At 70.6% G+C, this 12,435-nt stretch carries 14 protein-coding genes; 10 read left to right on the top strand and 4 right to left on the bottom strand.

Annotation, left to right across the window (positions count from 1 at the left end):
• Window positions 1–129: 129 nt before the first annotated feature.
• The 10 genes from AC069I_RS16635 to AC069I_RS16590 all read left to right on the top strand — a co-directional run bounded on the left by AC069I_RS16635 (window position 130) and on the right by AC069I_RS16590 (window position 9,039).
• On the top strand, window positions 130–1,752 hold the full coding sequence (locus tag AC069I_RS16635; RefSeq protein ID WP_478265762.1) for a carbamoyltransferase family protein: 1,623 nt from the start codon (window positions 130–132) through the stop codon (window positions 1,750–1,752).
• A 15-nt stretch (window positions 1,753–1,767) separates the two neighbouring features.
• Window positions 1,768–2,331, top strand: a complete 564-nt coding sequence (locus AC069I_RS16630; RefSeq protein WP_478228915.1) for a D-sedoheptulose-7-phosphate isomerase — start codon at window positions 1,768–1,770, stop codon at window positions 2,329–2,331.
• Complete coding sequence (locus tag AC069I_RS16625) at window positions 2,328–3,686, top strand: PfkB family carbohydrate kinase (protein WP_478265761.1); 1,359 nt, start codon at window positions 2,328–2,330, stop codon at window positions 3,684–3,686. Before AC069I_RS16630 ends, AC069I_RS16625 begins: the two co-directional genes overlap by 4 nt.
• On the top strand, window positions 3,686–4,372 hold the full coding sequence (locus AC069I_RS16620; RefSeq protein ID WP_478229006.1) for an SDR family oxidoreductase: 687 nt from the start codon (window positions 3,686–3,688) through the stop codon (window positions 4,370–4,372). The genes AC069I_RS16625 and AC069I_RS16620 overlap by 1 nt, the downstream gene beginning before the upstream one ends.
• Entirely contained in the window at window positions 4,363–5,307 is a 945-nt protein-coding gene (locus tag AC069I_RS16615) for a glycosyltransferase family 9 protein (protein ID WP_478229005.1), read from the top strand. The genes AC069I_RS16620 and AC069I_RS16615 overlap by 10 nt, the downstream gene beginning before the upstream one ends.
• Window positions 5,308–5,311: 4 nt before the next feature.
• Window positions 5,312–6,610: a UDP-glucose dehydrogenase family protein gene (locus tag AC069I_RS16610; protein WP_478265841.1), complete on the top strand. Its 1,299-nt coding sequence runs from the start codon at window positions 5,312–5,314 to the stop codon at window positions 6,608–6,610.
• A complete protein-coding gene (locus AC069I_RS16605) occupies window positions 6,607–7,218 on the top strand; it encodes a flavodoxin family protein (protein WP_478228913.1) in 612 nt (203 codons plus the stop codon). The genes AC069I_RS16610 and AC069I_RS16605 overlap by 4 nt, the downstream gene beginning before the upstream one ends.
• Before the next feature lie 41 nt (window positions 7,219–7,259).
• A complete protein-coding gene (locus AC069I_RS16600) occupies window positions 7,260–7,640 on the top strand; it encodes a hypothetical protein (RefSeq protein WP_478228912.1) in 381 nt (126 codons plus the stop codon).
• Between the two features lie 98 nt (window positions 7,641–7,738).
• On the top strand, window positions 7,739–8,413 hold the full coding sequence (locus AC069I_RS16595; RefSeq protein WP_478228911.1) for a DUF6766 family protein: 675 nt from the start codon (window positions 7,739–7,741) through the stop codon (window positions 8,411–8,413).
• Window positions 8,414–8,475: 62 nt separating this feature from the next.
• The gene (locus AC069I_RS16590) at window positions 8,476–9,039 is read left to right on the top strand and encodes a hemerythrin domain-containing protein (protein WP_340682858.1); all 564 of its coding nucleotides are present in this window, start codon (window positions 8,476–8,478) and stop codon (window positions 9,037–9,039) included.
• Window positions 9,040–9,171: 132 nt separating this feature from the next.
• Here AC069I_RS16590 and AC069I_RS16585 read toward each other — a convergent pair whose 3' ends face one another.
• Genes AC069I_RS16585 through AC069I_RS16570 form a run of 4 tightly spaced genes read right to left on the bottom strand, consistent with a single transcriptional unit; the run spans window position 9,172 to window position 12,435 of the window.
• Complete coding sequence (locus AC069I_RS16585; protein WP_478265760.1) at window positions 9,172–9,843, bottom strand: phosphate signaling complex PhoU family protein; 672 nt, start codon at window positions 9,841–9,843, stop codon at window positions 9,172–9,174.
• On the bottom strand, window positions 9,840–10,577 hold the full coding sequence (locus AC069I_RS16580) for a metallophosphoesterase family protein (RefSeq protein WP_340682860.1): 738 nt from the start codon (window positions 10,575–10,577) through the stop codon (window positions 9,840–9,842). Before AC069I_RS16580 ends, AC069I_RS16585 begins: the two co-directional genes overlap by 4 nt.
• Window positions 10,574–11,383, bottom strand: a complete 810-nt coding sequence (locus tag AC069I_RS16575; RefSeq protein WP_340682861.1) for a nucleotidyltransferase family protein — start codon at window positions 11,381–11,383, stop codon at window positions 10,574–10,576. The genes AC069I_RS16580 and AC069I_RS16575 overlap by 4 nt, the downstream gene beginning before the upstream one ends.
• Window positions 11,380–12,435 (bottom strand): NAD-dependent epimerase/dehydratase family protein, encoded by a 1,056-nt coding sequence (locus AC069I_RS16570; protein WP_478228907.1) that lies wholly within the window; start codon window positions 12,433–12,435, stop codon window positions 11,380–11,382. Before AC069I_RS16570 ends, AC069I_RS16575 begins: the two co-directional genes overlap by 4 nt.

The following is a 12,435-nucleotide window of genomic DNA, read 5'->3' as shown; positions in this document are numbered from 1 at the left end:
AGAGACGCTTCACTCCGTAGCGACGTCCTGGGCTTTTGCGCCGCGTCGTTTATCACCGACTGCACCGGGTAGCGCTACAGGAGTAGGCGCGGGTCACGGCCCGCATCCCCCGACCGGAGAGGTGGCCCGGTGCGCATACTCGGTATCAACGCCGTTTTCCACGACCCGGCCGCGGCCCTCGTGGTCGACGGCGAGATCGTGGCCGCGGCGGAGGAAGAACGGTTCAGCCGTCGCAAGCACGGCAAGCGGCCGGTGCCGTTCTCCGCTTGGGAACAGCCCGCCGAAGCCGCCGCGTGGTGCCTGGCGGAGGCGGGAATCTCCGCGCAGGATCTCGACGCCGTCGGCTATTCGTACAATCCGGCGCTCGTCGAGCCGGGTCTGACGGGGCACGACGGGAAGAACGAAGGTCTCCGCACCGACTTCGCCCGCCGGGCTCCCGCGTTCCTCAAGGCGGCCTTGCCGGGGCTGGATCCCGCGACCGTCCGGTTCATCCGGCACCACGTCGCGCACGCCGCCTCGGCCGCGCTCGCCGCGCCGTTCGAGGACTGCGCGGTGCTGGTGGCCGACGGCCGCGGCGAGAGCACGTCCTACCTCGCGGGTGAGTACCGCGACGGCAAGTTCGAGGAGCTCGCCGAGCAGCGGCTCCCCCATTCGCTCGGGCTGATGTACGAGGACCTGACCGAGCACCTCGGATTCGCCCGGTCCAGTGACGAGTACAAGGTGATGGCGCTGGCCTCCTACGGGAAGCCCCGGTTCCTCGACCGGATCGCGGAAAGCGTGCACACCAACGGGATGGGGTTCCGTACCGACGAGATCGACTGGACCTCGTTCGCGCCCGCCGTCGAGCCGGGGCAGGAGCCCGGGCAGGTCCACGCCGACCTGACCGCGAGCGTGCAGCGCTGCCTGGAGGACGTGCTGCTCGAACTCGCGGCCAAGATCCATGAACACACCGGGCACACGGACCTCGCGATGGCGGGCGGGATCGCACTCAACTGCGTGGCCAACACCCGGCTGCACGCCGAAGGACCGTTCGAGCGCATCTGGGTCCAGCCCGCCGCCGGTGACGCCGGCACCGCGCTCGGGGCGGCGCTGCAACTCGCGGCCGACTTCGGCGAACGCGGCGGCCCGATGGCCGGCGCGGACCTGGGCCGAGGCTGGACGGACGACCAGCTGGAGAACGCTCTCAAGACCGCGAACGTGCGCTACGAACGGCCGGACGACGTCGCCGAGGCGGTCGCCGAAGCCCTGGCCGAAGACCGGATCGTGGCCTGGTTCCATGGCCGGTCCGAATTCGGCCCCCGCGCGCTCGGCCACCGGTCGCTGCTCGCGCATCCCGGGCACGAGGCCAATCTGGAACGGCTGAACGACGTGAAGGGCCGCGAACAGTTCCGCCCGGTCGCCCCGATGGTGCTCGCGGAACGCGCGGGCGACATCTTCTCCCGCGGCCCGCTTCCCAGTCCGTACATGCTTTTCGTGCACGACGTCGCGCAGGAGTGGCGGGATCGCCTCCCCGCCGTCACCCACGTCGACGGCACCGCCCGCGTGCAGACCGTCGACGCCGACGGCGAACCGCTCGTGGCGAGAATGCTCGGCGCGTTCGAACGGCGTACCGGCGTGCCCGCCGTGGTCAACACCAGCCTCAACACCGCGGGCAGGCCGATGGTCGATTCCCCGCGGGACGCGCTGGAGTGCTTCGGTTCGGCCCCCATCGACCTGCTCGCCCTCGGACCTTTCGTGGTCCGCCGTCCCTGACCTCGGAGGTGTGTCGTGATCGAAGAACACTTCGCAGCATTGAGCGAGGCCGCCGGGAAGTCCGCTTCCTGGTCGCCGAAGATCCGTGACTGGGGTGACCATCTGGCCACCGTGCTGTCGTCCGGCGGACGGCTGCTCGCGTGCGGCAACGGCGGGAGCGCCGCCGAGGCGCAGCACCTCACCGGTGAGCTGGTGGGCCGGTTCCGCAACGACCGGCAGCCGTTTTCGGCGATCGCCCTGCACGCGGACACCTCCGCCGTGACGGCCATCGTCAACGACTACGGCGAGCAGGAGGTGTTCGCCCGGCAGGTGCGCGCGCACGGCCGTCCCGGCGACGTCCTCGTCTGCCTTTCCACCAGCGGGGGCAGCCAGAACGTCGTCGCGGCCGCGAAGGCCGCCCACGAACTCGGCGTGACCACCTGGGCGATCACCGGCCCCTCCCCCAACCCGCTGGCCGCGCTGTGCGCCGACGCGATCCCGGTGGAGGCGCCGTCGATGGCCACCGTGCAGGAGGTCCACCTCGCGCTGGTGCACGCCCTGTGCACCGCGTTCGACCACGCGCTCGGAGTGCCCACGTGAGGCCGCTGGTCGTGCTGGGCGATGCCCTGCTGGACGTCGACGTCGACGGCACGTCGCACCGGCTCTGCCCGGACGCGCCCGTCCCCGTGGTCGACCTCGCCCGCGAATGGCGGCGGCCGGGCGGCGCCGGGCTGGCCGCGTTGCTCGCGGCGCGGTCCACCGCCGAGGTCGTCCTCGTCGCCCCGCTGGGGGACGACCAAGGAGGCCGGACCCTGTCCGGACTCCTGGAGCGCGAGGTCCGGGTGGTGCCGATGCCGTTGTGCGGCACCACCGTCACCAAAACCCGCGTCCGCGCCGCGGGGCAGTCGCTGGTCCGCCTCGACAGCGGTGACGGGAGGGCGGAGTACTCGCCGCTCACCGCCGGCGTCCGTGAAGCGCTGCGCTCGGCGGGCGCGATCCTCGTCGCCGACTACGGCCGCGGCGTCACCGGCCATCCGGAGGTCCGCAGGCTACTCGCCGAACTGGCGGGCACGATCCCGATCGTCTGGGATCCGCATCCGCGCGGAGCGGAGCCCGTGGCGGGAATCCGGCTCGTCACCCCGAATCTCGCCGAAGCCGAGCAGCTCACCGAAGCCCGCGCCGGCGCCGAGGAACTGGCGAAGCAGGTGCACTCGCTCTGGAAGGCCGCCGCGGTCTGCGTCACCACGGGCTCCCGCGGCGCGGTGCTGACCGAGGGCGGCCCGTGCACGACGTTCCGGCCGCCGTCGGGCGTCGTCGCCAAGGACACTTGCGGCGCGGGTGACCGCTTCGCGTCCGCGGTCACCGCCGCGCTCCTCGACGGGGCGTCCACCGCCGACGCGGTGGCCACCGGGGTCGAGACGGCCGCACGCTTCGTCGCCACCGGCGGCGCCGCCACCTTGTCCACTGTGGACAGCGAACCGCGGCCGGAGACCACGCACCACGGTGCTTCGGCGTTCGACGTGGCCGCGCGGGTCCGCGCGCGAGGCGGCAGGCTCGTCGCCACCGGTGGCTGTTTCGACCTGCTGCACCCCGGCCACGCCAGCCTGCTCCGGCAGGCACGTGCGTTGGGTGACGCCCTCGTCGTATGCCTCAATTCCGACGCCTCCGTGCGCGGCCTGAAAGGACCGGGACGGCCGATCGTGACCGCGCGGGACCGCGCCAGGTTGCTCACCGAACTCGCCTCGGTCGACGCCGTCGTGGTGTTCGACGAGCCCGATCCCGCCGCGGTGCTGGACCGCCTCCGCCCGGACGTCTGGGTCAAGGGTGGCGACTACGCGGACACGGAGCTCCCCGAAAGCGCCGTCGTGCGCAGGCACGGCGGCGAGATCGTCCTGATCCCGACCATCCGCGGCTATTCCACCTCCCGGCTGCTGGCCGCGGCGGAAGGAGCATGATGCGCCCTCTCGGCAACGTCCTGATCACCGGCGGCGCCTCCGGACTCGGTGCCGCGACCGTCGAAGCCGTCCGTGAAGCGGGTGGTACACCCCTCGTCGTCGACCGCGTCGAACCTGCGGCCGACGTCGCCTTCGTCCAGGCCGACCTGGCCGATTCCGCCGCGGCCGCGAGCGCCGTGAACGCACTCGCCGAACGGGCGGGCGGGATCGACGGCGTCTTCACCGCGGCGGGGACCGACGCGTGCGGCGCGCTCGACGAAGTGTCCACAGAGGAATGGGAACGCGTGGTCCGGGTCAACCTGCTCGGTACGGCCGCGGTCGTCCGCGCGGCGCTGCCCCATCTGCGGCTGAGCCACGGCACGGTGGTGACCTGCGCGTCGACGCTGGGGCTGCGGGTGGCCGGGGACGCGAGCGCCTACTGCGCCTCGAAATTCGGCGTCGTCGGCTTCACCAGGGCACTCGCCATGGAGCTGGCGGGCCGGGTCGGGGTGACGCTGCTCGTCCCCGGCGGCATGCACACCGCGTTCTTCGACGATCGGGCCGAGCAGTACAAGCCGCCGCCGGACGCGAAACTCAACCAGCCCGAGCACGTCGCGGCGTCGGTGGTGTTCGCCCTCTCCCAGCCGCCCGGCTGCGAGATCCGCGAACTCGTGGTGTGCGCTTCGGAAGAAGGGTCCTGGCCGTGACCGGTGGCATCCTCGTGCTGCGCGCGCTCGGTCTGGGTGATCTGCTCACCGCGGTTCCCGCGCTGCGGGCACTGCGCCGCGCCTTCGACGGCGAGCGGCTGGTGCTCGCCGCGCCCGAGAACCTGCGCGACATCGTCGAACTGATCGACGCGGTGGACGAGCTGCTCCCGACGGCCGGGCTCGGCGAGCTGTCCTGGCCCGGCGAGCCGCCGCGGCTGGCGGTCAACCTGCACGGCCGCGGCCCGGAGAGCATCCACGACCTGCTCGCCCAGGACCCGCTCGAACTGATCACGTACCGGCATCCGGACTTCCCCGGCGTCGACGGCCCGGACTGGCCTGCCGAAGCGCACGAAGTCGACCGCTGGTGCCGTCTGCTCGAGGCCGCCCGCATCCCGGCCGACCGCACCGATCTCGCGCTGCCACCGCCGCCCGGCCCCAGCCCGGCGGCGGGCGCGGTGGTGATCCATCCCGGTGCCGCGTTCGCCGCCCGGCGCTGGCCGCCGGACCGGTACGCGCGAGTGGCGCGGGCACTCTCCGGACGGCACCGGGTGGTCGTCACGGGAAGCGCGCCGGAAGCGCCCCTCGTCCGCGACGTCACCGAGGCGGCCGGGCTTCCCGGCGAGGCGATGCTCACCGGTGGCGATCTCGCCGAACTGGCCGCGACCGTGGCCGAAGCTCGGCTGGTGATCTGCGGTGACACCGGCGTCGGGCACCTCGCCACCGCCTATGGGACGCCGTCGGTCCTGCTGTTCGGGCCGACCCCGCCGCGGCTCTGGGGCCCGCCTGCCGACGCCCGGCAGCACACGGTCCTCTGGGTGGGCGACGTCGGCGATCCACACGGCGAAGCCCCGGATCCCGGCTTGCTGCTGTTGCGCGAAGAACGCGTCCTCGCGGCGGCCGAAGAACTGCTGGCGACGGGGGCTTCCCGTGGGTGAGCGGGTGGGCGTGATCGGCGCCGGCTACGTCGGGCTCACGAGCGCCGCGTGCTTCACGCATCTGGGACATCAGGTGGCCTGCGTCGACAACAATCCGTCCAAAGTGGACACGTTGCGGCGCGGCGAGGTCACGATCGTCGAGCCGGGGCTCACGGAACTCGTCCGGGACGGGCTGGGCAGCGGCCGGCTCCGGTTCACCACCGCGCCGGACGAGCTGTCCGATGTGGACTTCGTCTTCCTCTGCCTGCCCACTCCGGAAGGAAAGGACGGCGCCGCCGACGTGCGGGTGCTGGAAGAGGTCGTGGCCACGCTCCCCGGCCTGCTGCGGCCCGGCTGTGTCGTCGTCACGAAGTCCACCGTGCCGGTCAGCACCGGGACCCGGCTGGCGGAGCTGCTCGGACGGCCGGATCTGCCCGTGGTGAGCAATCCCGAGTTCCTCCGTGAGGGGCACGCCGTCGAGGACTTCCTGACGCCCGAACGGATCGTCCTCGGCTCGGTGCCGGAGAACCGGGGGTCCGCCGAACGGGTGGCCGCCTTGTACGGCGAGACGAACGCGCCGGTGTGGTTCACCGATCCGGCCAGCGCCGAGCTGGCGAAATACGCCAGCAACGCGTTCCTGGCGCTGAAAGTGTCCTATGTGAACGTCCTCGCCGAACTGTGCGAGCACTACGGCGCCGACATCCGCGACATCGGGCGGCTCATGGGGCTCGATTCCCGGATCGGCCCCGCCTTCCTCGTGCCCGGTCCCGGCTGGGGCGGCTCGTGCCTGCCCAAGGACACCGCCGCGCTGCTGCGGACCGCCGAACACGCGGGCGTCGACTTCGGCCTCCTGCGCGACGCCATGAAGGCCAACGCCCGCCAGCGGGCGGCCGTGGTGCGGAAGATCCGCCTCGCGATCACCGGTGTTTCGGACGGTTCGCTCTCGGGCATCCGTATCGGGCTGCTCGGTTTGGCGTTCAAAGCGGGGACCGGGGATCTGCGCGATTCCCCCGCGCTCGCGGTCGCGCGGGAGCTCGCCAGGAGCGGCGCGGTGCTGACCGCGTACGACCCCGGCGTCGAGTCCGTCGAACCGGACATCGTCCAGGTCGTCGACGACCCGTACCTGGTCGCGAAGGACGCGGCGGCGCTGGTGGTGCTCACCGAGTGGCCCGAGTTCCGCGAGCTCGACTGGGACCGGCTCGCCGCCGCCACCGAACGCGCCGTCGTCGTCGACGCCAGGAATCTCCTGGACCCGGCGACCGTCGGCGAAGCGGGCTTCACCCATACGGGGATCGGTACCGATCCGAACAGGAGGACAGGATGACCCAGCCGTTGAAGGCACTCGCACTGGTGTGCTCGCTCAAACCGTCCCCCGCGCCGTCGAGCAGCGCGCTGATCGCCCAGCAGCTGCTCGACGAACTGGCCGGACGCGGCGCCACCGGTGAACTCGTGCGCGTGGTCGACCACGACGTCAAAGCCGGCGTGGAAGGCGACATGGGCGACGGCGACGCCTGGCCCGGGATCCGCCGGAAGATCGCCGCGGCCGACATCCTGCTGATCTCGACGCCGACCTGGGTCGGCCACATGTCCAGTGTGGCCCAGCGCGTGCTGGAACGGCTCGACGCCGAACTGTCCGAAACGGACGACGAAGGCAGGCCCGCGATGTTCGGCAAGGTCGGTGTCACCGCCGTCGTCGGCAACGAGGACGGCGCGCACAAGATCACCGCCGACCTGTTCCAGGCCCTCAACGACGTCGGTTTCACCGTACCCGCCCAGGGCGGAACGTATTGGAACGGCGAGGCGATGAAGGGCGGGGACTACAACGACCTCGTCGAGACGCCCGAAGCGGTCGCCTCGACCAACGCGACCCTCGCGCGCAACGCCGTCCACTTGGCGAATCTGTTGCGGGAGACGCAGTACCCCGCTTCCTGACACCAGGTGTGAACGACGCCACGGCCGGGTACCCCGGTTCCGTGATCGTCAAAACGCTGGCGTTCGGTGTTTGCCTGCTGCTCGCCGGCTGCACCGGAGCGAGCGGGCAAGAGCCGGTGAAAGAGGCAGCCGCGCGGTTCATCGGCGCGCTCGCGTCGGGTGATCACCGCTCGGCGTGCGCGCTGCTGGCGCCCCGGGCACAGGAGTCCTGGGCGCCGGAGAGCTGCGAACGTGGCCTCGCGAGGGCGGACGTCCCGGGCGGAACGCCCGAAACGGTCTCGATCTGGAGCGAGGAAGCCCAGGTGAAGACCGGCCGCGACACGCTTTTCCTGCACGAATCGTCCACCGGATGGGTGATCACGGGCGCGGGCTGCCGCCATCGGAACGAACAGGTCTACGACTGCTCGGTGGGCGGACCGTGAAAGCGCGCCCGGTGTTCACCGTCTACCTCGTCTTCGTCGTGGCCGTCCTCGGCTACTGCGTCCTACTGGGCCTGCTCCACCGGTGAAGGAGGCGGACGATGCGGCGCTTTCTCCGGGACAACGCCCTCTCGCTGGCGTTCGGGCTGCTGTTCCTGCTGAGCCTCGCGGGACAAGCGTTCGCGGGCCTCGCCGACTACAACGACCGGCGGCTCAGCCACGCCGCCGAACCGATCGGCCTGCTCGACTACCTGGCGTCCGCGGACTTCGCCGTCGACGTCGCCGAAAACTGGCAATCGGAGTACCTGCAGTTCTTCCTGTACGTGTTCGCGACCGTGTGGCTGCTGCAACGCGGCTCCCCCGAATCGAAACCGGCCCGCCGGGTCGGCCTGGAAACCGACAAGGAGCAGCAGGTCGGGCGGCATTCGACGGCCGACTCACCGAAATGGGCCAGAGCGGGAGGCTGGCGCACGGGGATCTTCTCGATGTCACTCGGGCTGGTGATGCTGGGACTGTTCCTGCTGTCCTGGCTGGCCCAGTCCGTGGCCGGGATGAGCGCCTACAACGCCGAGCAGCTCACCGAATTCGGTGATCCGGAGTCGTGGTTCGGCTATCTGGCGTCGTCGGACTTCTGGAACCGCACACTCCAGAACTGGCAATCGGAATTCCTCGCCATCGGCTCGATGGCGGTGTTCAGCGTGTACCTGCGCCAGCGCGGCTCCCCGGAATCCAAACCCGTGGGCGCGCCGCACCACGTCACCGACGAATCCGGGTGATTGAACCGCGGGAAACGGGTATCCGTGCGGCGTCGGACTGACGACCACGGACAGGAGTGTCCATGACCACCACCACGAAACACGACCTCGTCTCGGTGATCACCGAAGACCACCGCGCCTTCGAACGGATCTTCAAGGAGCTCGAATCCGGCAAGGGCGGTGATCGGCACCGCAAGGACCTCGCGGACCACGTGATCGCCGAACTCGTGCGGCATTCGATCGCCGAAGAGCAACATATGTACCCCGCCGCGCGGAAGAAGCTCCCCAACGGCGACGAGGTCGCCGACCACGAGATCGAGGAGCACGCCGAAGCAGAACGCGTGATGAACGACCTCATCGGCCTGGAGCCGACCGACAAGCGGTTCGACCAACTGGTCGGGAAGCTGATCGAGGACGTCCGGCACCACATCGAGGAGGAGGAAAGCGACCTGCTGCCGAAACTGCAGGCCGCCTGCTCGCCGGGAGAATTGCAGGAACTGGGCGAGAAAGTGTTGCGGGCCAAGGAGATCGCCCCGACACGGCCGCATCCCGCCGCCCCGGACCGGCCGCCGGCGAACCGGATCCTGGCGCCGGGGACGGCGTTCATCGACAAGATCCGGGACGCGCTGACGGACCGCGCCACCTGAGCTTGACGCCAGCAGATGTCCGTGAAGGCCTCCTTCCCTACTCTCAAGGTAGGGAAGGAGGCCTTCACGGCGTTTGCCGGTGGTGTGTCGGTTCCGGTGGGGAAGGATGTTGCGAAAGTGGCCTTCGCAACCTCAAGGCTCGGCAGGAACATCCCGCACCGAGGACTCGGGCAGCTCCCCCGTGAGCGCGAAGTCCACCCGCCGCGCCACCGAAACGGCCTGGTCCGCGAACCGCTCGTAGAACCGCGCCAGCAACGCCACCGAGATCGCGGACTCGACGCCGTGCGGCCAGTCCGGCTCGGTGACCAGCGTCATCAGCTCTTCGTACAGCGCATCGACACACTGGTCGGACCGGGCGAGCGAGTGGAACACCTCCGCGGTCGGTCCCTCGATCGCCGCGCCGAGATCTTCCGCCATCGATCCGACGAGCCCGGCCATCTCGCCGAACCGGCCGGCGAGCGCGTCGGGGACGGCGAATTCCGGCGCTCGCGCGGCCTGGTCCGCGATGTGCTGGGCGAGGTCGCCCATCCGCTCCAGCCGGTCGGCGCAGTACACCGCCGCGAGCACGGTCCGCAGGTCGCGCGCAACCGGCGCCTGCAGGGCGAGCAGCTTCTGGGCGGTCTCCTCGCATGTGGTCCGTGCCGCGTTCAGTTTCGCCTCGACGGCCGCGAGTTCGGCGGCGGCTTCGGCGTCCCGGTCGAGTAAGACCCGGTTCGCGAACCGTAGTTCCTCGCAAGCCATCCCGCACATGCTCGACAGGAGCTCGCCGAGAACGCTCAGTTGACCATGGAATCGATCCCTCATGTCAGCACTTTCGCAGGTTCGAGGACGTACGTGGCGTACGCCGCGCGGATCACCGGCTGGGCGACGTTGCGCACGGGGACACCGCCCGGGCTGACGCCTTGTTCGCTGCCGTAGTGCGCGTGTCCGTGCACGGCGAGCGCCACCTGGGCGTCGTCGATCGGCTCGCACAGCAGGTACGACCCCAGGAACGGGTGGATTTCCGGCGGTTCGCCGTGCAGGGTGCCGGGGATCGGCGAGTAGTGCGTCAGCGCGACGGTCACGTCGGGCTGCTCGTGTTCGAGCCCCTCCAGCGCGGTGCGCAGCCGCCTGGCGGCCGCCATGGTGTGTTCGACGAAGTCCTTCATCTCGCGTTCACCGAACCGGCTCGCGCATTTGCCCGCGAACCCGCCGCCGAAGCCTTTCACCCCGGCGACGCCGAGCTTTCCGCCGTCCAGGTCCACGGTGGTGGCCGAACCCTCCAGAACCGTGATCCCGCTTTCCTCCAGCAGCCCGCTGACCGCTTCCGCCTCGTCCGAGTGGTAGTCGTGGTTGCCGAGCACCGCCACCACGGGGACGTCGAGCCCGGCGAACTCGTCGGCCACCACCCTGGCCTCTTCGACGCTGCCGTGCCGGGTGAGGTCGCCCGCGAGCAGCAGCACCTCGGCGTGTTCGGCGATGTTGTCCAATGCCGGCCGCAGCAGGCCCCGGTTGTCCTCCCCGAGGTGGACGTCCCCGACCGCGGCGACCCGGATCACCGGATCTCCTCGGCGTGCGACGGCTCGCGGACGTCCGCCGTCCGGACGTCGTTGTGCACCAGCTCGGCCGCGATGTGTTCGCAGACCACCGCCTCGATGTCGGCCTTGCGGTTGGCACAGGGGACCTCGCCGCTGAGCCGGACCTGGTCACCGCGCACGGTGACGTGCACGCCGAGTTCGGCGGTCCTCGGATCCTCCGCCAGCGCCTTGGTCAGCCTGGCGACCAGGTACTGGGGCGCTTCCTCGGGCATCGGAAGCTCCTTTCCGTCGATGATGGACAGTGCCGCGAGCAGGGTCAGGAACGACCAGGCGTACGGCGATTCGGCGGTCTCCTCGGCCACGCGGTGCCAGTCGACCTGCTCGCGGAGGTCACGGGCGATCCGCAGCAGCGGCCCGAAATCGCACCGGTGCGGGCTGAGCACGAGTATCTTGTCGACGAGCAGATCGGTGCCGTTGAGCACGGGAGCGGCGGTCGCCCCGACCCGCATCAGCGAAGCGCGGTCGAGCATCTCGTCGGTGACCGGCCGATGGTTGGGCCGGAAGATGAGGTCCACGAGACAGTCGCCGTCGTAGACCTTGGTGAGCCAGTCCTCCGGCGGACGCACCCGTCTCAGCCCCGCGGCTTCCAGCGCGTCCGCCGCTTCCTCGATGTCCTCGTGCTTGAGGAAGAGGTCGACGTCGTGATCGGACGGCGGGCCGCCCCGCGCGTACACGGCGAGACCGCCCGCGATGGCGAACCGCACCGACGTGCCGTCCAAAGTGGACACCACCTTGGTCAGCGTATGCAGCAGCTCCTTCTCGTTCACGGCCGCTCCCCCACCCCGGTGGCCAGTTCGTGCCCCCGGCCGACGTCCGGTTTCAGGGGTTCGGTCGGGAACCCTTCGCCTTCCCGCAATCCTTTGAGGAACGCTTCGATCGCGTCCTCCGACGAGTATCGCGGCGTCCAGCCCAGCTCTTCCCTGGCGCGCGTGCAGTCCATCACCGGGAGACGCAGCACGGCTTCGAAGAGCCCTGGCGTGGCCGGAATCAGGTGCAGCGACCAGGCCGCGGCGAGCGCGTGCCGGACGAAGGCAGCCGGAACCTTCACCGGCCTGGCGCCGAAGATCCGTGCCAGCGCGCGGGTGTCCAGTACCGGGTCGGCGGCGATGTTGAAGGCGCCCTTGACGTCCTGAAGCGCGCAACGCCGGTAAGCGTCGGCCACGTCTTCGGTGTGCGCGGTCTGGATCCTCAGTTGCGGGATGTCCGGAAGGATCGGGACGAGCGACGGCCTCAGCAGTTTGCCCGGAACGAGAGGCCCACCGAAAAGGCGGCGCTGTCCGGGCGCCGCGGCCTTCTGGAACAGGAATCCCGGGCGCACCCGTACTACCCGCAGCCGTGGATGACCGCGGTCGAAGGCCTCGAGAACCCTTTCCACATAAGCCTTTTCCCGGGTGTACGCCGCCTTGGGCGAGCCGTGCGTCGGCCAGTCCTCGGTCACCGGGTGGTCGTCGTCCCTCGGCGAGTACGCCCCGATCGACGACGCGTACACCAGCGACGGCACCCGCATCGCCTGCGCGGCTTCGAACACTCGGATCGAACCCAGCACGTTGGCCCGCCAGGTGACCTCGGGCCGGTGGGTGGGCTGGAAGAGCCAGGCCAGGTGGATCACCACGTCGGCGCCGTCGAACACGGCCCGGAGGTCGTCGCGGGCCACGTCGGCGGTGACGAACTCGGTCTTCGGGCTCTCCCAGCGGCTGGGGCGCCTCGCCAGCCCGACGATCGAGCCGACCTCGGGGTCCGCACCCAGCGCGCGCACCACCGCCGTCCCGACGTTACCGGTGGCGCCGGTGACCACGATCCGCTTGCCATTGCTGCTCAT

This window comes from Amycolatopsis sp. NPDC043885 (genome assembly GCF_056435685.1).
This window is presented reverse-complemented; position numbering and strand designations above follow the sequence as displayed.